19 protein-coding genes and 2 pseudogenes are annotated in these 21,475 nt (G+C 72.2%); 15 read left to right on the top strand and 6 right to left on the bottom strand.

Annotated features, from left to right (window positions below; genetic code table 11):
* From ADK65_RS29795 to ADK65_RS29780, 4 genes are all read left to right on the top strand, one after another.
* A partial coding sequence (locus tag ADK65_RS29795; RefSeq protein WP_234352994.1) for an alpha-glucosidase C-terminal domain-containing protein occupies positions 1-547 on the top strand: 547 nt, incomplete at its 5' end.
* A 28-nt stretch (positions 548-575) separates the two neighbouring features.
* Positions 576-1,946, top strand: a complete 1,371-nt coding sequence (locus tag ADK65_RS29790; protein ID WP_053674093.1) for a maltokinase N-terminal cap-like domain-containing protein — start codon at positions 576-578, stop codon at positions 1,944-1,946.
* Between the two features lie 3 nt (positions 1,947-1,949).
* A complete protein-coding gene (gene glgB / locus ADK65_RS29785; protein ID WP_053674092.1) occupies positions 1,950-4,157 on the top strand; it encodes a 1,4-alpha-glucan branching protein GlgB in 2,208 nt (735 codons plus the stop codon).
* A 110-nt stretch (positions 4,158-4,267) separates the two neighbouring features.
* Positions 4,268-5,356, top strand: a complete 1,089-nt coding sequence (locus ADK65_RS29780) for a glutamate--cysteine ligase (RefSeq protein WP_053674095.1) — start codon at positions 4,268-4,270, stop codon at positions 5,354-5,356.
* A gap of 28 nt (positions 5,357-5,384) precedes the next feature.
* Here ADK65_RS29780 and ADK65_RS29775 read toward each other — a convergent pair whose 3' ends face one another.
* The gene (locus tag ADK65_RS29775; protein ID WP_053674091.1) at positions 5,385-5,618 is read right to left on the bottom strand and encodes a DUF6480 family protein; all 234 of its coding nucleotides are present in this window, start codon (positions 5,616-5,618) and stop codon (positions 5,385-5,387) included.
* A 151-nt stretch (positions 5,619-5,769) separates the two neighbouring features.
* On the opposite strand from ADK65_RS29775, the gene ADK65_RS29770 reads away from it, so the two are divergent.
* Positions 5,770-7,668 carry an AMP-dependent synthetase/ligase gene (locus ADK65_RS29770; RefSeq protein WP_053674090.1) on the top strand — a complete coding sequence of 633 codons (1,899 nt, stop codon included), beginning with the start codon at positions 5,770-5,772 and terminating at the stop codon, positions 7,666-7,668.
* 117 nt (positions 7,669-7,785) lie between these two features.
* Positions 7,786-8,220: an ATP-binding protein gene (locus ADK65_RS29765; protein ID WP_053674089.1), complete on the top strand. Its 435-nt coding sequence runs from the start codon at positions 7,786-7,788 to the stop codon at positions 8,218-8,220.
* A gap of 102 nt (positions 8,221-8,322) precedes the next feature.
* Here the strand turns inward: ADK65_RS29765 and ADK65_RS29760 are convergent, their stop codons facing one another.
* Positions 8,323-8,694, bottom strand: coding sequence for a hypothetical protein (locus tag ADK65_RS29760; protein WP_053674088.1), 372 nt, complete (start codon positions 8,692-8,694; stop codon positions 8,323-8,325).
* A 347-nt stretch (positions 8,695-9,041) separates the two neighbouring features.
* On the opposite strand from ADK65_RS29760, the gene ADK65_RS29755 reads away from it, so the two are divergent.
* The 9 genes and pseudogenes from ADK65_RS29755 (at position 9,042) to ADK65_RS29715 (ending at position 18,839) form a co-directional block, all read left to right on the top strand.
* Positions 9,042-9,443 carry an STAS domain-containing protein gene (locus tag ADK65_RS29755; RefSeq protein WP_053674087.1) on the top strand — a complete coding sequence of 134 codons (402 nt, stop codon included), beginning with the start codon at positions 9,042-9,044 and terminating at the stop codon, positions 9,441-9,443.
* A gap of 262 nt (positions 9,444-9,705) precedes the next feature.
* On the top strand, positions 9,706-10,593 hold the full coding sequence (locus ADK65_RS29750; RefSeq protein ID WP_053674086.1) for an STAS domain-containing protein: 888 nt from the start codon (positions 9,706-9,708) through the stop codon (positions 10,591-10,593).
* Positions 10,590-11,009, top strand: a complete 420-nt coding sequence (locus ADK65_RS29745; RefSeq protein ID WP_053674085.1) for an STAS domain-containing protein — start codon at positions 10,590-10,592, stop codon at positions 11,007-11,009. The genes ADK65_RS29750 and ADK65_RS29745 overlap by 4 nt, the downstream gene beginning before the upstream one ends.
* On the top strand, positions 11,009-11,449 hold the full coding sequence (locus tag ADK65_RS29740) for an anti-sigma regulatory factor (protein WP_053674084.1): 441 nt from the start codon (positions 11,009-11,011) through the stop codon (positions 11,447-11,449). The genes ADK65_RS29745 and ADK65_RS29740 overlap by 1 nt, the downstream gene beginning before the upstream one ends.
* Positions 11,449-11,910, top strand: a pseudogene (locus ADK65_RS29735) (anti-sigma regulatory factor); the annotation flags it as partial. The gene ADK65_RS29740 and the pseudogene ADK65_RS29735, both read left to right, overlap by 1 nt.
* 483 nt (positions 11,911-12,393) lie before the next feature.
* Positions 12,394-13,200, top strand: a pseudogene (locus ADK65_RS39440) (SpoIIE family protein phosphatase); the annotation flags it as partial.
* Complete coding sequence (locus ADK65_RS29725; protein WP_053674083.1) at positions 13,197-14,924, top strand: PP2C family protein-serine/threonine phosphatase; 1,728 nt, start codon at positions 13,197-13,199, stop codon at positions 14,922-14,924. The pseudogene ADK65_RS39440 and the gene ADK65_RS29725, both read left to right, overlap by 4 nt.
* Positions 14,925-15,141: 217 nt before the next feature.
* Positions 15,142-16,512 carry an NAD(P)/FAD-dependent oxidoreductase gene (locus ADK65_RS29720; RefSeq protein WP_053674082.1) on the top strand — a complete coding sequence of 457 codons (1,371 nt, stop codon included), beginning with the start codon at positions 15,142-15,144 and terminating at the stop codon, positions 16,510-16,512.
* A gap of 83 nt (positions 16,513-16,595) precedes the next feature.
* Positions 16,596-18,839: an FUSC family protein gene (locus ADK65_RS29715; RefSeq protein WP_053674081.1), complete on the top strand. Its 2,244-nt coding sequence runs from the start codon at positions 16,596-16,598 to the stop codon at positions 18,837-18,839.
* 63 nt (positions 18,840-18,902) lie between these two features.
* Here ADK65_RS29715 and ADK65_RS29710 read toward each other — a convergent pair whose 3' ends face one another.
* The 4 genes from ADK65_RS29710 to ADK65_RS29695 all read right to left on the bottom strand — a co-directional run.
* Positions 18,903-19,337 (bottom strand): hypothetical protein, encoded by a 435-nt coding sequence (locus ADK65_RS29710; protein WP_053674080.1) that lies wholly within the window; start codon positions 19,335-19,337, stop codon positions 18,903-18,905.
* Positions 19,338-19,365: 28 nt separating this feature from the next.
* Positions 19,366-20,202 carry a DUF1206 domain-containing protein gene (locus ADK65_RS29705; protein ID WP_053674094.1) on the bottom strand — a complete coding sequence of 279 codons (837 nt, stop codon included), beginning with the start codon at positions 20,200-20,202 and terminating at the stop codon, positions 19,366-19,368.
* Between the two features lie 216 nt (positions 20,203-20,418).
* On the bottom strand, positions 20,419-20,682 hold the full coding sequence (locus tag ADK65_RS29700; protein WP_053674079.1) for a DUF5133 domain-containing protein: 264 nt from the start codon (positions 20,680-20,682) through the stop codon (positions 20,419-20,421).
* A 31-nt stretch (positions 20,683-20,713) separates the two neighbouring features.
* Positions 20,714-21,475 (bottom strand): SigB/SigF/SigG family RNA polymerase sigma factor (locus tag ADK65_RS29695; protein WP_053674078.1); only part of this gene is annotated, 762 nt, incomplete at its 5' end.

The raw sequence follows: 21,475 nt of genomic DNA, 5'->3' as shown, positions 1-21,475 counted from the left end.
CCTGTACTACGGCGACGAGATCGGCATGGGCGACAACATCTGGCTCGGCGACCGGGACGCGGTGCGCACGCCGATGCAGTGGACGCCCGACCGCAACGCCGGCTTCTCGACCTCCGATCCCGGCCGTCTCTTCCTGCCCGCGATCATGGACCCGGTCTACGGCCACCAGGTGACCAACGTCGAGGCGTCGATGTCGTCGCCCTCGTCGCTGCTGCACTGGACCCGCCGCATGATCGAGATCCGCAAGCAGAACCCGGCCTTCGGACTCGGCTCGTACACCGAACTGCCCTCCTCCAACCCCGCGGTGCTGGCGTTCCTGCGCGAGTACGAGGACGACCTGGTCCTGTGCGTCAACAACTTCGCGCGATTCGCACAGCCCACGGAGCTGGACCTGCGCGAGTTCGCGGGGCGGCACCCGGTGGAACTGTTCGGCGGGGTCCGCTTCCCGGCGATCGGCGAGCTGCCGTACCTCCTGACCCTCGGGGGCCACGGCTTCTACTGGTTCCGGCTCACCCGGGTCGCCTCCCGCATCGGCCGGCGGCTGTGAGCCTGCGCCGGCGAAAGGAGGCGTGACCATGCCGAAGACCGCATTCCTCCGCCCCGACCTGCGGCGCCTGGCCGAGCCCATGGAGTCGCTCGGCGGGCTGCTGCGCGAGTGGCTGCCCCGGCAGCGCTGGTTCGCGGGCAAGGACCGGCCGGTCACGGAGCTCGGCCTGCTGTCCATGACCGAGCTCTTCCCGGGCTGTCTGCATCTGCTGATCCACGCCGGACACGCCGGCCACACGGGCGTGCCCTCGCCCGGCGGGGCTCCTCCGGCAGGTGACTGCTACCAGCTCCTGCTCGGCGTACGGGAGCACCCGTCGCCGCGGCTCGGGCGGGCGCTCATCGGACGGGTACAGGAGGGGCCACTGGCCGGGCTGACGGTGTACGACGCGCTGCACGACCCCCGCTCGGCCCAGCTCCTGCTGGACCGGCTGCGGCAACCCGGCACCGCCGGCCCCCTGCGCTTCGACTGCGACCCGGACCAGCGGGTGCCCGCCGGCCTGGTTCCACGGCTGCTGGACGCCGAGCAGTCCAACTCCTCGCTCGTGTACGGCGACGAGTACATCCTGAAGGTCTTCCGGCGCATCCAGCCGGGCGTCAACCCGGACCTGGAGGTGCCCGGCGCCCTGGCCCGCCAGGGCTGCCACCGCGTTCCCGCGCCGGTGGCCTGGTTCCAGACCCGGCATCCCTTCAAGGCCACCCTCGGTGTGCTGCAGCCGTACCTGCGGGACGCCTCCGACGGCTGGACGCTTGGGCTCGACGCACTGGCCGCCGGGGACGACTTCACGGTCCAGGCCCGCGCACTGGGCGGGGCCACCGCCGAGGTGCACCTCGCGCTGGCGTCGGCGTTCCCGGTCGGCGGGCCCGGGGAGAACGGGCAGACGGCGGCCGCGATGACCGAGCGGCTGGACGCCGCCGCGCACTGCGTGCCGGCGCTGCAGCCGTTCGTGCCGGGCCTGCGGACCGCGTTCGCCGCCCTCACGAGTTGCGACCCGGGCCCGCCCGCCCAGCGGATCCACGGCGACCTGCACCTCGGTCAGGTGCTGCGGGCCGGGCGCGAGTGGTTCGTGATCGACTTCGAGGGCGAGCCGTCCCGGCCGCTCTCCGAACGGCGCAGCGCCCACTCCCCGGTGCGGGACATCGCCGGGATGCTGCGTTCCTTCGACTACGCCGCCCGGCAGCGCCGCCCCTGGCGCCCCGAGTGGGCCCGGCGCTGCCGCGAGGCCTACTGCGCGGGCTATGCCGCCCGCGCCGGCTGGGACCCCCGGAAGAAACACGGACTGCTCCGCGCCTACGAGACGGACCGGGCCGTGTACGAGGTGCTGTACGAGGCACGGCACCGCCCCGACTGGCTGCCTGTACCGATGGCGGCGATCGAGCGCCTCGCCGTGAGAGGAGACTGAGCCGTGGCCCTGCGAGACACCTCAATCCCGGAGCCGTCCGGCCCGGTCCCGAGCACGACCGCCCCCGCCCTGAGCCCGGAGGACCGAGGACGGCTGCTGGCGGGTGCCCACCACGATCCGCACGCGCTGCTGGGTGCCCACCCGGTGCCGGGCGGGGTCGTGTTCAGGGCACTGCGTCCCTTCGCCCGCGCGGTGAGCGTGGTCGTCGACGGCAGGCGTACGGCCCTCGTCTCGGAGGGCGACGGCCTCTTCTCGGGCGTGCTGCCGCTGGACGCCGTCCCCGCGTACACCCTGCACGTGGCGTACGAGGAGGGTGAACTGGAAACGCACGACCCCTACCGTTTCCTGCCCGCGCTCGGCGAGCTCGACCTGCACCTGATCCGCGAGGGCCGCCACGAGCAGCTGTGGCAGGCGCTCGGCGCCGAGCCCATGACCCACGAGGGCGTGACCGGCACCCGGTTCACGGTGTGGGCGCCGAACGCGCAGGGCGTGCGGGTCGCCACGGACTTCACCCACTGGGACGGGACGCAGTTCCCGATGCGGTCGCTGGGCGCCTCGGGCGTGTGGGAGCTGTTCCTGCCGGACGTGGGCGAGGGAACGCCGTACAAGTTCGAGATCCACTCCCGGTACGGCCACCGCTTCCTCAAGGCCGACCCGATGGCACGGTGCTGCGAGGAGCCGCCCAATACGGCCTCGATCGTGACGGCCTCGCATTACGAGTGGGGCGACACCGAGTGGATGGCGCACCGCGCCGACACGCCCGTGCACGAGGCGCCGTTCTCGGTGTACGAGGTGCACCTGGCGTCGTGGCGGCCGGGGCTGACCTACCGGCAGCTTGCCGAGGAGCTCCCGAAGTACGTGAAGGACCTGGGGTTCACGCACGTCGAGCTGATGCCGGTCGCCGAGCACCCCTTCCACGGGTCCTGGGGGTATCAGGTCACCGGGTTCTACGCCCCGACGGCCCGGCTCGGCACGCCGGACGACTTCCGCTTCTTCGTCGACGCCTGCCACCGGGCCGGTATCGGCGTGATCATGGACTGGGTGCCGGCGCACTTCCCGAAGGACGACTGGGCGCTGGCCCGGTTCGACGGGGAGCCGCTCTACGAGCCCGGTGACGACCGGCGCGCGGAGCACCCGGACTGGGGCACGTACGAGTTCGACTTCGGCCGCACCGAGGTGCGCAACTTCCTGGTCGCGAACGCCGTGTACTGGTGCGAGGAGTTCCACATCGACGGCCTGCGCGTGGACGCGGTCGCCTCGATGCTGTACCTGGACTACTCGCGCGAGGACGGGCAGTGGGAGGCCAATGCGTACGGCGGCCGGGAGGACCTGGCGGCCATGCGGTTCCTGCAGGAGATGAACGCGACCGTGTACCGGCGCGCTCCCGGGGTCGTGACCATCGCCGAGGAGTCCACCGCCTGGGGAGGGGTGACCCGGCCGACCGACACCGGCGGGCTCGGCTTCGGCCTGAAGTGGAACATGGGCTGGATGCACGACTCGCTGGAGTACATCGCCCACGAGCCGGTGCACCGCAAGTACCACCACCACGAGATGACCTTCTCGATGGTGTACGCCTACAGCGAGAACTACGTCCTGCCGATCTCCCACGACGAGGTCGTGCACGGCAAGCAGGCCCTGGTGTCGAAGATGCCCGGCGACTGGTGGCAGCGGCGCGCCACGCACCGGGCCTACCTCGGCTTCATGTGGGGCCACCCCGGCAAGCAGCTGCTGTTCATGGGGCAGGAGTTCGCCCAGGGAGCGGAGTGGTCGGTGGAGCACGGCCCGGAGTGGTGGCTGCTCGACGACGGGTACCACTCGGCGGGCGACCACCGGGGCGTGCGCGACCTGGTCCGTGACCTGAACACCGCGTACCGGCAGACGCCGGCGCTGTGGCAGTGCGACACCCGCCCGGAGGGCTTCCGGTGGGTGGCGGTGGACTCCGCGGACGACAACGTCTTCGCCTTCCTCCGCTACGACGCCGCGGGCCGTCCGCTGCTGGCGGTGTCGAACTTCTCCCCCGTCGTCCGGCAGGACTACGGCCTGTGGGTGCCGGGCGATGTCGTCGCCTGGGAGGAGCGCCTCAACACCGACGACACGCGCTACGGCGGCAGCGGCGTGACCAACCCGGATCCGGTCAAGCCGGAGGACGGATGTGTCCGGATCACGCTGCCTCCGCTCGCCACGGTGTGGCTGACGCCGTTCGCCGTGTGAAGTCCCGCGGCCCCACCAGGTGTCCTGTCCGCCTGGAGGGGCACTGGGGGTCGTACCACCGGGACCCCCCGGTGGTACGACGCGGACTGGCACAGAAGGGCGGGCATCAGGTGCGCACCGTGGGAGTGGAGGAAGAACTTCTCCTGGTCGATCCGGAGACGGGGGAACCGCGGGCGCTGTCCGCAGCGGTGCTCGCCCGGGCCGAGAAGGACGACGCGGATCAGGACGTCTTCGAGAAGGAACTCCACGAGCAGATGCTGGAGTTCGCCACCCATCCGCAGTCGTCCATGGAGAGCCTGCACGCGGAGATCGTCCGCTGCCGCAAGGAGGCGGCGCGGCACGCGGGGGAGATCGGCTGCACCGTGGCGGCGCTCGCCACCTCCCCGCTGCCGGTGAGCCCCGCCATCAGCGTCAACCGGCGGTACCGGTGGATGGCGGAGCAGTACGGCATCGCCACCCGGCAGCAGCTCGTGATGGGCTGCCATGTGCATGTGTCGGTCGACTCCGACGACGAGGGCGTCGCGGTCGTCGACCGGCTGCGTCCGTGGCTGCCGGTGCTGCGGGCGCTCAGCGCGAACTCGCCGTTCTGGCAGGGCGAGGACACCGGGTACAGCAGTTACCGCAGCCGGGTGTGGCTGCGGTGGCCGTCGGCCGGCCCGACCGAGATCTTCGGCTCGGCCGAGCGGTATCACCGGCTGATCGCGGACATGGTCGCCACCGGCGCCCTCCTCGACGACGGGATGATCTACTTCGACGCGCGGCTGTCCCAGCGGTACCCGACGGTGGAGCTGCGCGTCGCGGACGTCTGTCTGCACTCCGGCACGGCCGTGCTGGTCGCCACGCTCGTGCGCGCACTGGTCGAGACGGCCGCGCGCGAGTGGCGGGCCGGCCGTGAACCGCTCGACCACAGTGTCAGCCTGTTGCGGCTGGCCGACTGGCAGGCTGCCCGGTCCGGCCTCTCAGGGGAGCTGCTGCACCCGGCGACCATGCGGCGCATGCCGGCCGAAGCCGTTGTGCGTGCCCTGCTGGACCATGTCGAGGAGGCCCTCGACGGCACGGGCGACCTGGAGCGGGCACGGTCCGGCTGCGACGAGCTGCTGCGGGACGGCAACGGCGCCCAGGTGCAGCGCGCGCTGATGGAGCGCACGGGAAGCCTGCGGGACGTCGTCACCGAGTGCGTCCGCCACACGCAGGCGTGAGGCGTCCCGTCGGGCCCGGGCGGGGACCTCAGAGGATCAGTGCGAGGGCGTAGGCCAGGAAGAACGCCGCGATCAGCACCACGAGGACGATGATCACGGTCATCGGGCCCTTGGACCAGCCCTTGGTCGGGTTGTGCGTCTCGCGGGGGAGCGTCTCGGGCATGCTGCTCTCCGCGGGCGGGGTCTCACCCGGCGGTACACCGCCGCCGGGTTCCAGACCGGGGGTGCGTTCGGGTTCGGGATCGGGACTGATGTGAGTCATGCGGTCCGGGTCCCCCGATCACGCCGGGATCATCAGCGGGTCGACTTCCGTATTTTCCGACCCCGAAGGGTCTCGACTCGACTACATTCGAGCACCGCTGATGACGGTACCCGTCGGCAACGTCACACCCCGTACATGTCAGGAGCAGTGCATGCGCGACCTCGCCCTCGCTCCCCCGGCCGTGGCGCCCCTGACCGGCGGGCTCGCCGACAGCGTCTTCGAGACGGCGGACCGCGAACCCACCCTGCCGATGCTCGCCCGGCGGGCCGATCCCGCCTCCGCGACCTGGGAGGAGGTGACGGCGATCGAGCTGCGCGACGCGGTGGTCGACGTCGCCAAGGGGCTGATCGCCTCGGGGATCGCGCCGGGCCACCGCGTGGCGATCATGGCACGCACCCGGTTCGAGTGGACGGTCCTGTGCTACGCGCTGTGGGCCGTGGGCGCCGAGGTCGTCCCGGTCTACCCGACCGCCTCACGCGATCAGGTCGAGTGGATCCTGCGGGACGCCGGCTGTGTGGCCGTGGTCGTGGAGGACGAGCAGGGCGTCATGACCGTCGGCTCGGTGTGTGCCACGCTGCCGCTGCTGCGGCACGTCTGGCAACTGGACGCGGGCGCCCTGGAGGAACTGACGGGCCGGGGCGAGTTCGTCCCGATCGCCACGGTCGACTCGATGCGCCGCATCGTGCTGCCGGACTCCACGGCCGTCATCGCCTACACCTCGGGCACCTCCGGCCAGGCCATGGGCTGTGCGCTCAGCCACCGCAATCTGGCCGGCCCCTGCGACACGCTGCTGACGGGCTGGGGGCACACGGCGGCGCCGCGCGGGGAGCGGGGCTCCGTGCTCGCGTTCCTGCCCTTCTCCCACGTCTACGGGCTGATGATCCAGGGGCTGTGCGTGCGCGGCGGGCTGCTGATGGGGCACCAGGCCGACCTCAGCGGGGACGCACTGGCGTCGGCGCTGCGTTCGTTCCGGCCGACGTACCTCTACGCGGTCCCCTCCGTCCTGGAGAAGATCTACAAGAACTTCCTGCGCACGGCTCAGCAGGCGGGTCACGGCGCCCTGTTCGAGCGGGCCGCCGACACCGCCCGGGACTTCGCCGCGGCCCTGGAGCGCCAGCGGCTGGGCCGCGGCCGCGGACCCGGCTTCGACCTGCGGCTCCAGCACACCCTGTACGAGCGGACCGTGTACCGCAGGCTGCGGGTGGCACTGGGTGGCCGGGTGCAGCGGGCGACGTCCGGGGGGTCCCCCCTCAGCCGCGATCTCTCCCTCTTCTACGAGGGCATCGGCATCTACGTGCACGACGGGTACGGCCTGACGGAGACCGCCGGCGGGGTGACGATGCAGCCGCTGGGCCGGGAGAAGTCCGGCACGGTCGGGCAGGCCCTGCCGGGCACGGAGATCCAGGTGGCCGAGGACGGGGAGATCCTGGTGCGCGGCCCGTCGGTGTTCCAGGGCTACGTGGGCGACCAGGCCGCCACCCGGGCCGCCCTGCGCGGGGGGTGGCTCGCCACCGGGGACCTCGGGCTGCTGGACTCGGAGGGCTATCTGACGATCACCGGCCGCAAGAAGGACATCATCATCACCAGCAGCGGCAAGAGCGTCGCCCCGCTGGCGCTGGAGCAGCGGCTGCGGATGCATCCGCTCATCCACCAGGCAGTGGTCGTGGGGGACAACCGGCCCTGCATCGGAGCCCTGATCACGCTGGACCCGGACTTCCTCGCGCACTGGCGGGCCGGACTGGCCCTGCAGGGCGAGATGCGGGAGGCCCGGGAGGAGAACGCGCTGCGGGAGGAGGTCGCACGGGCCGTGGCCGCGGCCAACAGCGTCGTGTCGCCCGCGGAGTCGATCCGGGTGTTCCGGGTCCTGCCGGAGGCGTTCGACGTGAACAACGGGCTGCTGACGCCGTCGATGAAGCTCCGGCGGGACGAGATCGTGCGGCACTACGCCTCCGAGATCGACGCGATGTACCAGTCCCGCAGGCGTCCCCGGCGGCCTAGTGGCCCGGCCGAACCGTCGAGCTGGGACGACTCCGACAATGTGTTCCGCTGAGCATGCGGCCGGACGCGTAGGCCTCGTCCCCTCGGGAACACGCAACAGTGGCGACGCAAGAGAAAGGACGACAGCCCTGACGACAGCCGTAGCTGACGCCCGGGCCGGAAAGGCGATATGTCAACCGAGCCACGTGGGGACGACGCCCTGACCTCCGAGGAGATCCCGAGCCGCACGAACGCCTTCGTGGGCGAGCCGCACGACGTGACAGGTGCGCGCTTGGCCGCGGAAGAGTTCCTGCGCGACCTCGCGCGCTCCTCCCCGCCCTCTGCCCCCGAGTACTGGGACGACATCCTGCTGGTGGTGACGGAACTGGCCGCCAACGCGGTGCAGTACGCCCCCGGTCCGTTCGCGCTGCGGATGCGCCGGACCTTCGACGGGGTGCATGTGGTGGTGCACGACACCAGCACCACCGAGCCCGCCCCCCGCCCCTTCGATCCGCGCAGCGGCGGCGGAGGCATCGGCTGGCACCTCGTCCACACGTTGTGCGACCAGGTCAGCGTGGTGACCGACGACCGGGGCAAGGACGTGCACGTGTTCATGCCCTGGTGAGCCGGGAGCGTCACGGGCGCGAGGCGCCCGTGACCGGCCCGGCCGCGGCCCTCTCAGGACGCCACGGTCCGAGACCGTGGCGGTCTGATGACGCCGCCCGGCTCAGACCGTGGCGGTCTCACGCGGCGGCAGCCGGTCGTAGTAGTCACCCACGGCCTTGAGGTACTCCCGGTCCCTCGTCTCACTGTCGGTCTGGAAGCGGGGAGCCGCCTTGGCGTCCGCCCTGCTGCAGGCCAGTGTGATCTTTCTCCCCTGGGTGTCGACGCCGGTGACGACTCCGGCCGGCACCAGGACGCTGCGGCCGAACACCCACACCCCGGTGTCGACGACCAGGTGCCGCATGGCGTGCGGGGCGGCCTCCCGGTCCACGTGCCCGATCGTGCCGTCGGTCGCGGCGACCGCGAACCCGGTCAGGTCCTGCCCCTCGGTGTGACCGCTGTCCGGCGCGTACGACCAGATCCTGTCGATGGCCACGCTGTTCCACCCTCCCTGGCGATGTGCTGATGGCGAAGTCCTCGGGCGGACGCCCGCGCCCGCCCCGTTCCACAGCAGCAATTACCCTGCTGCCGCAAGCGCATTCGGCGCACACGCCTGCTACCGCACGGGACGTCCGGGCGGCCCGTCCCGACGATGTTCGGCCGAGGGGGCATGGAGGGTGGATTCCGGGGTAATCGCGGGGGCGCGGTGAGATCCGAAGCCCGTCAGTGGAGGGAGGCACATGAGAAACGGCATTCGAGTCCGGAGAACGACCGGGTTCCCCTCGCACCGCGGTCATCCCCAGAGGTGACCAGCCCAGGCCGTAGCACTTGTTGGAGGTATCCGTGCCCCTCGCCCAGAACCCGCTGTCCGTGGAAGTCGAGCTGCCCCGGGAGGACGTGGCCCTGATCACGGTCGACGGCTACCTGGACGTCGACACCGCGACCGAGTTCCAGGCCCATCTGGCCAACCAACTCCACCACGGCCGACGGCACTTCCTGCTGGACCTCTCGTCCGTCCCCTTCATGGACTCGTCCGGGATGAACATCATCCTGCGGGTGTACCAGGAGACCCGTAAGACCGAGGGCAGTGTGCACGTCATCAGTCCGACGCCGGCCGTGCGGCGCATCCTCGATCTGACCGGCGTCAGCATCACCGTGCCGATATCGGAGAGTGTCGACGAGGCCCTGACCCGTGTCGACGAAGGACCGGAGCACCCCGAGGAGCCGGGGGGACAGAGCGTCTGACGTCCAGGATGCCCCTCGGGCCCGGTGCCGGCGAAAATCGGCGCCCGGCCCTCGCTCCGCCCTGCCCGCACGACGGCTCACCCCGCGCACACGCGGCGACGGCGGCGCCAACCGCCGTTCGCCCGGACCGGATCACTTGCCTGGAAGCAGGTGTCGTACGAGGTCGGCGCATGGTTAGAGTTGTCGCCCGGCAAGTGTCACATCGCCGTCTCGTTGCCAGAAGCGGGCTCGGTCGACGCAACGCGGATGAGGAGAGAACCAGGTGCCGGAGCACGAAGCGGACGGACAGCTCGCGACGCCCACTCACGAGGTCAGGGACTTCCTGTACCGCCGGCGTGAGCAGATCGCCCAGCGGTGGGCGGACGAGCCCCTGTTCCGCACCGTGTTCACCGTCTCGCGGGACGAGGCGGTGGAAGCGGGCAAGGCCGTCGTGGACGCGCTGGCCCAGGTGGCCGACTCGGAGCAGGTGGAGGATCCGGACGCCGCGGGGTTCAGCTCGGTGCGCGAGCAGCTGGGCCGGATGGGCGCGGCCCGCTCGCGTGCGGGGCTGAGCAACACCCAGGTCTCCAGCGAGCTGGCTGCCCTGCGGCCGCCGGTGGAGAACCTGTTGGTTGCCGATCTGACGCAGGTGTCGCCCGAGCACCTGCGGGCGTGTTCGACCGCGTTGACCGTTCTGATGGGCACGCTGCGCCTGGTGGCCATGCAGACGGCCCTCAGCGAGTGGCAGGCGCTCAGTGACCGGCAGCGGCTGCAGCTGATGGAGGTGGCCACGCCGGTCATCCGGCTGTGGGACGGCATCGTGGCCGTGCCGCTCATCGGCACCCTCGACAGCGCCCGCAGCCAGATCGTGATGGAGACGCTGCTGAACGCCGTGGTCGAGCAGCACGCCCGGTTCGCGATCCTCGACATCACCGGGGTGCCGACGGTCGACTCGCTGGTGGCGCAGCACCTGATGAAGACGGTCGCCGCGGCACGCCTCATGGGCGCCGAGTGCATCGTCTCGGGCATCCGTCCCGCCATCGCGCAGACCATCGTGCATCTCGGTCTGGACCTGGACGTGATCACCCGGGCCAGCCTCGCCGACGCGCTGGGTTATGCGCTGCACCAGCTCGGCGCGGACATCGTGAGGCCGGGTGCGGGTCAGCGGTGAACGACGCCTACCCCCCTCCCGTGACCGGCCACGTGCCGGTGCTCCGGCTCGGCGACGTCCTGCTGGTCACGCTCCAGGGGGAACTGCACGACAGCATGGCGCAGCAGCTCCAGCAGGACCTCGCCGAGACCATCTCCCGTACCGGGGTGGGCGGGGTCCTCATCGACATCTCCGGTGTCGAGATCGTCGACTCGTTCCTCGGCCGGGTGCTGGCCGAGATCGCCGCTCAGGCCAAGTTGCTGGCCGCGCGCACCGTGGTGGCCGGGATGCGCCCTGCGGTCGCCATCACCCTGGTCGAACTGGGTCTGACACTGCCGGGGCTGAGCACCGCGCTCAGCACCGAGGCGGGCATGGAGCTGCTCGCGCAGCCGGCCCCCGTGCCCCGTCCCGGCAGCCCGCGTCAGGAGAGTCCGTGATGCACACCGCCTCGGGCGTGGAGGCCTGCCTGCCCATCCGGTCGGACATGGACCTGGTGTGGGTGCGACAGCACGTACGGCAGGCCGCTGCCCGGCTCGGCTTCGGCCTGGTGGACCAGACCAAGCTCATCACCGCGGCCAGCGAGCTGGCCCGCAACACCCTGGTGCACGGCGGTGGCGGACAGATGCAGGCCAGGCAGGTCGGCGGCGCGGGCGTGCAGGGGCTGCAGCTGGCCTTCGCCGACGAGGGGCCGGGCATCGCCGACCTGGACCTGGCGCTGAGCGACGGCTACACCTCCGGCGGCGGTCTGGGCATGGGGCTGAGCGGTGCGCGGCGCCTGGTGCACGACTTCGACATCGACACCGCGCCGGGCTCGGGCACCACGGTGCGGGTGACGTGCTGGGTGGGACGGCCGCCACGTCCGCGCGAGGAGGTCTGATGCCCCGCGTGTGGGACGTGCCGGTGCGCGACGCGACCCGGGTGCGCGACGCGCGGGTCGCGGCGGAGGACGCCGCCGCGCTGGCCGGGCTGGACGAGCGGCGTACCGCGGCGGCCGCGCTGGTCGCGACCGAGCTCGCCACGAACCTGCTGAAGCACGCCGAGGGTGGCCAGGTGCTCATCGACATCGTGGCCCCGCCCGTGCTGCGGGAGGGGCCGCTCGGGGCACGAGTGGTGCAGATCGCCGCGGTCGACCACGGCCCGGGCATCCCCGACGTGCCGGCGGCGCTGCGCGACGGCTTCTCCACCTCCCGCTCGCTCGGCGCCGGGCTCGGCACGTGTCTGCGCCTCTCCGACGACTTCGCCCTGCACAGCGTCCCCGGCCGCGGCACCGTCGCGGTAGCCCGCGTGAGCTCGACACCCCGGGCCGCCGACGGGCCGTCCGGGCCCGGGGGCCGGGCATCCGCAGGGGGACGGTGGCCGGGTGGCACACCGCCGTTCGGCGCGGTGGCATGCGGCGGCCTGACGGGCCACGCGCCGGTGCCGGCCGCTGCGCCCGGTCACACCGGCCAGGGTCCGTCGCTTCCCGTCGGCCCCGCGCGCCGGGCCGACGCCGCCCGGGGAACCGGCCCGGCGCCCGGCGCGGCCCCCGGCCACGATCTCCCTCCGACCGGCTCACCGGGAACCGGACCTGTTCCCCGGACGGCACCGGCCGACGGCTCGCCGGACACCGACGCCCGGTCGGAGGGCTCGGTATCCCGGACGACGCAGGCTCAGGGCCTCGCGGACGTCGGCGCACGAGGGAACGTGTCGTTGTACGGAGCGACACCGACGCGTGGCTCGGCGGACGCCGGCACGTCGGGACACGGCGGCGCGTCCCGGACGGCACCGGCCCACCATCGCGCAGACGGCGGCGCCTCGAGGACCGGCTCCGCCCCCTCGGCGCCGACGGCCCACGATCCCGCGGTCTCCGGCACCCCGGGAACGGGCTCGGTGTCCCGGACCACCGCACAGCGCGCTCCCGCGTCGGACGGTGCCGCCGACGGCGGCACCGGGACGCATCCGGCAGAGCGCCGCGGGGCGCCGGACCGCGCTCTTCCGGTCGCGGAGGTCGGCGCGCAGCACCGTTCCGTGCCGGTTTCCGGGGTGCGGGCCGGTGGGGTGAACATTCCCTACGGCGGAGCCGAGTACTCGGGGGACGCCTGGGCGTGGGTCCGGGCCGGGGACCGGGTGACGTTGATGCTGGCGGACGGGCTGGGGCACGGGCCGGAGGCCGCCCGGGCCTCGTCCGCTGCGGTCACCGCACTGCACCGCTGGGCCCACCTGTCCCCCGCCGAGTCGCTGCAGCGGCTGCACGACGCGCTGCGGGGCACGCGGGGCGCGGCCGTCGCATTGGCCCAGCTCGACCTGACGGCCGGGCGGCTGCGGTTCGCCGGCATCGGCAACGTCGGGGCGCGACTGCGCACCGACGGCATCTGGCGTCCCCTGCTGTCGCGGCCCGGCATCGTGGGCGTCCACCGGCCCGGCACCCTCCGCGAGGAGGAGGCCGGCTGGGTGGGCGACCCGATCCTCATCCTGCACACCGACGGCCTGCCCAGCCGCTGGACGCCGCCGTCCGACCCCGGTCTGCCCGCCACCGACCCGGCCGTGACGGCCGCCGTGACGATACGTGACGCCAGCAGTCCCGCCCGACCGGTGCGGGACGACACCGCCGTGGCCGTGCTGACCTCGAACCCGCCGGAACGCCCATGATGCGCACTTGGCAGATCACCACCGTCACCGACGCGGCCCGCGCCCGCATCTCGCTCGCGCGTCTGGCCGCCGCGTACGGTGTGCCCACCGTCGAACGGACCCGGCTCGCCGCCGATCTCAGCGCCCACCTGCGGCAGTGCCTCACCAAGGGCGGAACCTGGCAGCTCACGATGGACCTGGCGGGCTCCCCCGCCCAGGAGGGCCTGCTGCACGTCGTGGTGACTCCGTCGCCGGAGGCGTGCGCCGCCGGGGAGCCGCTCTGGGAGGTCACGGTCCCCTGCCCCGAGTCGGCCGAGGCCACCGAGGACGGCACCGTCCCCGACGACCCGGCCGCCCTGTCGGAGGCCCTGCTCGGCGCCGACGAGGACACGGCCGTGGTGCTCGACAAACTCACCGAGCAGGAGGACCTGGTCCTCTTCCACCGCGAGGAGCTGCACCAGACCAACCAGGGCGTCCTGGCCCTGCACGCCGAGCTGGACGCGGCCGGGCGGGCCCAGCGCGAGGCCTTCGCCGCCGAGCGCAGCGCCCGCAACGAGGCGGAGAGCGCCCGGCGCCGGCTGACGTTCCTCGCGGACGCGAGCGCGGTGCTGACGGCGTCGCTCAACCACGAGGAGATCGTGCGCCGGCTGCCGGACCTGCTGGTGCCCGAGTACGCGAGCAGCGTCGACGTCTGGCTGTTCGACCACGAGGAGGACAAGCACCGGTCGGCGCCGCATCCGGCCGCCGCGGTCGTAGCGGCTCGTACCGGGCGGCCCCAGTACGCCGCCGACCATCCCGGCAACCTGCCCGGCGTGGAGGACCAGCCGCCCTCGGCCCTGGATCCCGGACGGCCGCTGCTGTGCGTGCCGCTGCCGACGCGGCGGGCTCCGCTGGGGATCCTGACGCTCTCGCCGCCCGGCGAACGCTGGGATCCGGACGACGCGGTGATGCTGATCGAGCTCACCCGGCGAGCCAGCATCGCGATCGACAACGCCCGGCGCTTCGAGCACAACCGCGACATCGCCGAGACGCTGCAGCGTGCCCTGCTGACGGATCTGCCGGCCACGCCGGGTCTGAGCCTGGCGGCACGGTATCTTCCGGCCACCCACGGTCTGAACATCGGCGGCGACTGGTACGACGCGTTCCCTCAGCGGGACGGCGGTCTCATCACCGTCATCGGCGACGTGACCGGACACGGTCTGCACGCGGCGGTCATGATGAGCCAGCTGCGCACCGCGCTGCGGGCGTACGCCGTCGACGGCGACAGCCCCGGCAGGCTGCTGACCCGCCTGCACCGGTTCCTGCACCATCTCCAGCCGGATCTGTACGCCACCGCCGTCATCGCCCGGTTCCACCCGGACGAGCCCACACTCACCTGGGCCGCGGCAGGGCATCCCCCGCCGGTGCTGCGTCTGCCCGACGGCACCGTGCGCACCCTCGACGCCAAACCCGGTGCGATGCTCGGCATCCCGCTCACCCAGGAGATCGCCGACCACACGGAGGACCTGGAACCCGGCTCGACCCTCGCGCTGTACACGGACGGGCTGGTGGAGCGGCGTGCCCAGGGCATAGACCCCGGGATCGAGCGGCTGGCCACGGCGCTCGGCGGGTTCCGGTCCGCGGAACTGGACGCGGATCTGGAGGGTTCGGCGGACCGGCTGCTGCATCCGCTGCTGAGCGATTCCGAGCGGGACGACGACGTGTGCCTGTTGCTGTGTCATGTCCAAGGTCGCGGGGACTCCTGACGACGGGTCCGGCCGTCCGGGTGTGCACGCGTTCTTCACTCCCGCCTGGTGCTTTTCGGCCAGGGTGCGGGCATGGTGGTGATCGACGCGTTCGTCTGCCTGCTGCGTCCGGCTGGCGTGCCGGCCGGAGACACGGTGGGATCGAAAGGGTGCGAACCAGCGATCCAGGGGCAGTCGGAAGGCGTTCGAGGCAGACCGCCTGGAGCCGCAGAAAGGGATGAACACCGTGACACGACCCAGGATCCTGGTGGTTGGCGCAGGCTTCGCCGGCGTGGAGTGCGTCCGCCGTCTGGAACGGAAACTCTCCCCGGACGAGGCGGACGTCACGCTGGTGACGCCGTTCGCCTACCAGCTCTACCTGCCGCTGCTCCCCCAGGTCGCCTCCGGCGTGCTGACGCCGCAGTCGATCGCCGTCTCCCTGCGCCGCAGCAAGAAGTACCGCACGCGCATCATTCCGGGCGGCGCCATCGGCGTGGACCTGAAGTCCAAGGTCTGCGTCATCCGCACCATCACCGACGAGATCGTCAACGAGCCGTACGACTACATCGTGCTGGCCCCCGGCAGCATCACCCGGACCTTCGACATCCCGGGGCTGACGGACCACGCGTTCGGGATGAAGACGCTCGCGGAGGCCGCGTACATCCGCGACCACGTCATCTCGCAGCTGGATTTGGCCGACGCGAGCCAGGACCCCGCCGAGCGGGCGTCGCGGCTGCAGTTCGTGGTGGTCGGCGGCGGCTACGCGGGCACCGAGACGGCGGCGTGCCTGCAGCGGCTGACGCACGCGGCGGTCAAGCGCTACCCCCGGCTGGACCCGGGTCTGATCAAGTGGCACCTGATCGACATCGCGCCGAAGCTGATGCCGGAGCTGGGCGACAAGCTCGGCAGCAGCGCACAGGAGATCCTGCGCCGGCGGGGGATCGAGATCTCCCTGGGCACCTCCATCGCCAAGGCCGGTCCCGAGGAGGTCACCTTCACCGACGGACGGGTGATCCCGACCCGCACGCTCATCTGGACCGCCGGGGTCGTCGCCAGCCCGCTCATCGCCACGCTGGGCGCGGAGACCGTCAAGGGCCGGCTCGCGGTCGCCCCGGAGATGAACCTGCCGGGCGACGACGGGGTGTTCGCGCTCGGCGACTCGGCCGCCGTGCCCGACCTGGCCAAGGGCGACGGGGCCATGTGCCCGCCCACCGCGCAGCACGCCCTGCGTCAGGGCAGGCACGTCGCCGAGAACGTCATCGCGTCGCTGCGGGGCCAGGCGCTGAAGCCGTACGTGCACAAGGATCTCGGGCTCGTCGTGGACCTCGGCGGCACGGACGCGGTGTCCAAGCCGCTGGGCATCGAACTGCGCGGGCTGCCCGCCCAGGCCGTGGCCCGCGGCTACCACTGGTCGGCGCTGCGCACCAATGTGGCCAAGACGCGGGTGATGACGAACTGGCTGCTCAACGCGGTCGCCGGTGACGACTTCGTGCGGACGGGGTTCCAGGCTCGCAAGGCCGCGCGGCTGAAGGACTTCGAGTACACCGACGCCTATCTGACGCCGGAGCAGGTGCGGGCGCAGGCCGGGGGGTCCGGCGGGGCGGAGTAGGAAGGCCCGGACGGGAGCTTGTGCTCGCGGCATGTCATGCTGAGATACGGATCTTGGTGTGAGCAGGGAGAGAGTGCGGCGGCGTGAGGGCAGCGGGACGCGCGGTACGGGCACGACTGCGGGACCGGATCGCGGCGTCCGACCCCGGACTGCTGCGTCTGACCGCCGGGTTGCGGACGGTCGGCGCGATCACCCTCACCGTGGCCGTGCTGTCCCTGCTGCAGGCCGATGTGCACCTGCTGGTGGCCGGGGCCATGGCGGCGATGGTCGCCACCTTCGCCATCCGCGAGAATCAGCTCGGTGCGCAGGCGGTGACGCTCGCACTGGGACTGCCGGTGGCCCTGGCCTCGGTCTCCCTGGGGGCGGTCCTCAACACGCGGGTCGTCGTTGGTGACGCCTTCTTCGTCGTTCTGATCTTCTGCGCTGTCTATGGCCGCCGGTTCGGCGACCGGGGCACCGCGCTCGGGCTGATCGGTTTCCAGGTCTACTTCCTGTCCCTGTTCGTCGGCGCCACCGTCGCCACGCTGCCGGCGCTGTGCGGTGCCATGGCGCTGGCGTTCTGCTCCAGTGCGCTGATGCGCTTCGCGATCGTGCCCGCGACGCCCACGGGTGTGCTGCTGCGGCTGCGTCTGGCCTTCCGCGCCCGGCTGGCCCAGCTGGTGTCCGCGCAGACGGAACTCCTCGACGCCTCCGCGGACGAGATGGACAAGGCCCTTGAGGCCGTGCGCGAGGGGACCGCCCGTCTCCACGAGACGGCGATGATGATCCAGGGACGGCTGGAGGAGGGCACCCCGGACGAGTCGGCGGCGCGGCTGGTGCAGCGCAGGATCGCGGACGCCGAGATCGCCGCGGAGCGGCTCGGCCTGCTGCTGCTGACCGCCCGTACGGCCGAACGGGCGGACACGCTGACCCTGCACCTGCCGGGCGCGCCCGCCCCGTCGCTCACCGGGCCGGAGATGCCGGACGAGGCGGGCGCCACCCTGCGCCGCGATCTGCGGGCACTGCACGCTCTGGTGCTGCGGGCCGGCAGCGGCGACACGGGCACCGGCCTGGCCCATGTGCGCAACCGGCTCCTCGGCTACCGCGACGAGGAGAACCTGCCGCCCGCCTCGGCCGCCGTCCAGGACGTCTTCCGCGGGATCGGCGAGTCGGCCCGCGCGGTGCTCGGACTGCGGATCGCTCTGGACGGCCCGCAGGACGAGTCGGACGACACTCCCGCCACGGCCCGCTCACGCGAGGAGCTGGACGCCGAGGACGCGGCGATCGACGGCGGCGGCGAGGAGACGGCGCAGGAGGAGCAGACGGGGTTGCGACGGCCCACCACGCGTGCGGCCGTGCAGGTCGCCGTCGGGTCCGCGCTGGCCATCGTGGGCGGCGAACTGCTGTCGACGCAGCGCTGGTACTGGGCGGTGCTGACGTGCTGGATCGTCTTCCTCAACACCGCCTCGACGGGCGAGATCCTGGTCAAGGGGTACCGGCGGCTGCTCGGCACGGTGTTCGGCGTGGTGGCCGGGATCGTCCTGGCGGGGCTGGTGGGCAACCACACGTGGACGGCGTTCGCCCTGGTCCTGGTGCTGATCTTCGCGATGTTCTACTCGGCGCCCTTGTCGTACACCCTGATGTCGTTCTTCGTGACAGCGATGCTGGGGCTGCTCTACACGCTGCTGCACACCTACAGCCTCGACGTGCTCGTACTGCGCATCGAGGAGACGGCCCTCGGCGCGGCCTGCGGGGTGGTCGCGGCGGCACTGGTGCTGCCGGTGCAGACGGACCGCCGTACGAACGAGCTGCTGGGCACCGTGCTGGAGCGGCTGGCCGAGGTCACGGAGGCCGCGGTCGGGCAGCTCAGCGGCGGGCCCGCGGACGAGTTGCTCGACAAGGCGCGCGATCTGGACCAGGCACTGGCCGATCTGCGGGCCGCCACCCAGCCCCTGATCCACCCGGTCACTCCGCTGCGGACCCGGCGGAACACGGCCCGCTACGTGGTGGCGCTGCTGGAGACGTGCGCGTACCACGCGCGGACTCTGGCGGCGACCGCGGAGCTGCTGCCCACGCATCCCTCGATCGCGGCGGACCCACGGCTGCGCGGGGCCGCGGGGCGCACCGTGCGCAACATCGGGGCGATCGCGGCCCGGGTCGCCGACGAGCACGCGGGCGCGCGGGTCGAGACCGGGCCGAGCATCGCGTCCCTGCTGGGGTCCGATGCCGGCACGCCGCGCTACGGCCGCATCACCGATCGCGTGCTGCGGCATCTGGAGCGGCTGGACGAGGCCGTGGTGGGCCTGGCCCGGCCGCTGGACGTGCCGGTGGCTGCGCCCAAGGGGTGAGGGTCCCCCGCGTGCGGTGAGAGCCCTCCGGGCCCATGAGGAAGGGCCACGAGCCACTGCCGGTCAGAAGTCCGTGGGCAGCCCGCTCACCTCGGCGATGCCCCGCAGCTCCTCGGTCTGCTTGTGCCGGTCCCGGATGTAGTCGGCTATCTCGCCGAGGCGGATCGGGTCGGACGCGGTGGTGGCGTCCGTGACGATCCTGACCGGGCCGGTGTCGTCGATGTCGAGTTCGACGACTTCGTTGTCCAGGCGGCCGGTGACGGCGGTGGCGATGACGAGAGCCACCTCGTCACGGACCTCCTGGGGCAGTTCGTCGTCGCCCCCGGAGTCGAGCGCGAAGTCGAGGCTGGACAGGCGTTCCTCTTCGATCGCCTCGAGGACCGGTTCCACCGCGCGCATCAGGAGGCGGTAGTCCTCCGTGTCCATCCGGATGCGCAGGAGGTCCAGGTACATGTCCACGGGCCGGCCATCGCCATGCGGAATCTCGGAATCGCTCATTGGCATCGTGTTCCCCGCGAATCCCGGCTCAGACGCGACGCCACCGGGCCATGGCGAAGGAGAACACCCCGAAGAGCACCAGCCCGGCCGCGACGCACGCCAGCAGCCAGGGGCCGAGCGGAGTGTCGGCGAAGGTGCGCAGGGTGTCGTCCAGGCCCTTGGCCTTGTCGGGTTCGTAGTCGATGGCCGCACGGACGGCGAAGACCCCGGCCACCGCGAAGACCAGGCCCCGGGCCGCGCCGCCGGCCACGCCCGTGACGTCGACCAGCTGCCGCGTGCGGTGGCTCATCTGCCCCAGCCGGAGCTTGTCGTGGTACTTGCGCATCACCGCGCGTACCGCGATCCAGCCGCCGGCCACGACGACGCCGACCCCCGCCGCACCGACGAGCCACTGGCCGCCGGGTATCTCCAGCGCCTTGGCCGTGGCGTCCCGGGACTGCCGGTCGCTGGATCCGCCGCTCTGGTGGCGGCTGACCGCGAAGTTCAGCACCGAGTAGGCGACGAAGACGTAGAAGACGAACCGGGCCGCCGCCATGAGCCGCTTGCGTGCGCTGCGGCCGTCCTTGCCGGTCGAGCCGAAGAGGGCCTCGGACAGCCGCCACAGGGCCATGCCGACGAGACCGATGCCCAGCGCCCACAGCAGTACCGCTCCGAACGGCTTCTGGGCGAGTTCCTGCAGGGCTCCTCCGCGGTCGGCCTGGTGGCCGGTGTCGCCGAAGGCGATCTGCAGGGCCAGCGCCCCGACGAGCAGATAGATCACGCCCCGGGCGGCGAAACCCGCCCGTGCCGCCCCCTCGGTCACCGAACCCCGCGCCATCCGCCGGGCCCGCATCCGACCGCCCTGTGCCATCGCACTCGTGTTCATGTAGACCTCCCGGCAGTCCGGATGCCCCGGGTCGGCGTTCACACACCCTGCACAACCGCCGGACCAGGGGATTCCGGTTTCCGTCCGGGTTCTGACTCCCCAGCGGCACGACTGCGCTCGATGTCAGGGCACGAACGAGGGCCCGGCCGCGGCTTGCGCCGTCGGCCGGGCCCTCGTTCGGCCTCGTCCTCCCCGTCGCTCAGTGGCGCGCCGGGATCAGGCTGGCTCGGTGACCGGCATGCGCCGCCCGGTCATCGGCGCGGCGGGTTCGCGAACCGGTGCGGGTGCGCTCGCGAGCCACTGGTGTGCGGCCTCCAGGGCACGCTCGACGGTCCGGGTGCCGGTGGACACGCACAGCGTGTACGCCAGGTCGCGTACCCGGGGGTTCTGCTCCGCCGGTCCGCCGGTGGCTTCGGCGGCGGCCAGAGCCTCGTACTCGTCGACGAGCCGGCGCAGCACGGCGGGGTGGGGCCTCAGCATGGTGGGTTTCGCTCCTCGTGATGTCGGGTGGTCAGGCCGTCGTGGCGGGGCCGCCGGTGCCCCGGTTGCCCGTCCGCTGCCCCAGGACCTCGTCGCGCACCCGGGCGCAGCTGCGGCTGATGAGGCGGGAGACGTGCATCTGGGAGATGCCGAGATGGTCGGCGATCCGGCTCTGGGTCATGTCCTCGAAGAAGCGCATGTAGAGGATGGCCCGTTCGCGTTCCGGCAGGCGGCGCAGGCCTTCCTTGGCGGACTCGCGGTCCACGACGACGTCGAAGGACGAGTCGGCCGCGCCGAGGGTGTCGGCGAGGCTGTAGCCGTCGTCGTCGGCCGAGAGTTCGGCGTCCAGCGACAGCGTGCTGAAGCTGTCCAGGGCCTCGAGCCCGGCGTTGACCTCTTCCTCGCTGAGGCCGGTGTGGGTGGCGAGGTCCGCCACGGAGGGTTCGGGGCTGCCCGGATTCTGGGTGAGTTCACGGCGTGCCACCCGCACCTTGTTGCGCAGTTCCTGCACACGGCGGGGCACCCGCAGGGCCCACATGCGGTCCCGGAAGTGCCGCTTGACCTCGCCGGTGATGGTCGGGACGGCGTAGCTTTCGAAGGCACCCCGGCTCGGGTCGAACCGGTCGATGGCCTTCACCAGGCCCAGTGCGGCGACCTGCCGCAGATCCTCGATCGACTCTCCGCGGTCGCGGAAGCGGCCGGCGATCCGGTGGGCCATGGGCAGCCACAGGGTGACCAGTTCGTCCCGGACGGCCTCCCGCTCGGGTCCCTCCTCCAGCTCCGCCATCCGGGC

The organism is Streptomyces sp. NRRL B-1140 (genome assembly GCF_001280065.1).
In the GTDB taxonomy this organism is placed as follows: Bacteria; Actinomycetota; Actinomycetes; order Streptomycetales; family Streptomycetaceae; genus Streptomyces.
This window is presented reverse-complemented; position numbering and strand designations above follow the sequence as displayed.

Excerpts from the sequence above, each read along its gene's own strand:
- ADK65_RS29790 (WP_053674093.1), top strand. The coding sequence starts at position 576 with ATGCCGAAGACCGCATTCCTCCGCCCCGACCTGCGGCGCCTGGCCGAG.
- ADK65_RS29775 (WP_053674091.1), bottom strand. The coding sequence starts at position 5,618 with ATGACTCACATCAGTCCCGATCCCGAACCCGAACGCACCCCCGGTCTG.
- ADK65_RS29770 (WP_053674090.1), top strand. The coding sequence starts at position 5,770 with ATGCGCGACCTCGCCCTCGCTCCCCCGGCCGTGGCGCCCCTGACCGGC.
- ADK65_RS29765 (WP_053674089.1), top strand. The coding sequence starts at position 7,786 with ATGTCAACCGAGCCACGTGGGGACGACGCCCTGACCTCCGAGGAGATC.
- ADK65_RS29740 (WP_053674084.1), top strand. The coding sequence starts at position 11,009 with ATGCACACCGCCTCGGGCGTGGAGGCCTGCCTGCCCATCCGGTCGGAC.
- ADK65_RS29725 (WP_053674083.1), top strand. The coding sequence starts at position 13,197 with ATGATGCGCACTTGGCAGATCACCACCGTCACCGACGCGGCCCGCGCC.
- ADK65_RS29720 (WP_053674082.1), top strand. The coding sequence starts at position 15,142 with ATGAACACCGTGACACGACCCAGGATCCTGGTGGTTGGCGCAGGCTTC.
- ADK65_RS29710 (WP_053674080.1), bottom strand. The coding sequence starts at position 19,337 with ATGAGCGATTCCGAGATTCCGCATGGCGATGGCCGGCCCGTGGACATG.
- ADK65_RS29705 (WP_053674094.1), bottom strand. The coding sequence starts at position 20,202 with ATGAACACGAGTGCGATGGCACAGGGCGGTCGGATGCGGGCCCGGCGG.
- ADK65_RS29700 (WP_053674079.1), bottom strand. The coding sequence starts at position 20,682 with ATGCTGAGGCCCCACCCCGCCGTGCTGCGCCGGCTCGTCGACGAGTAC.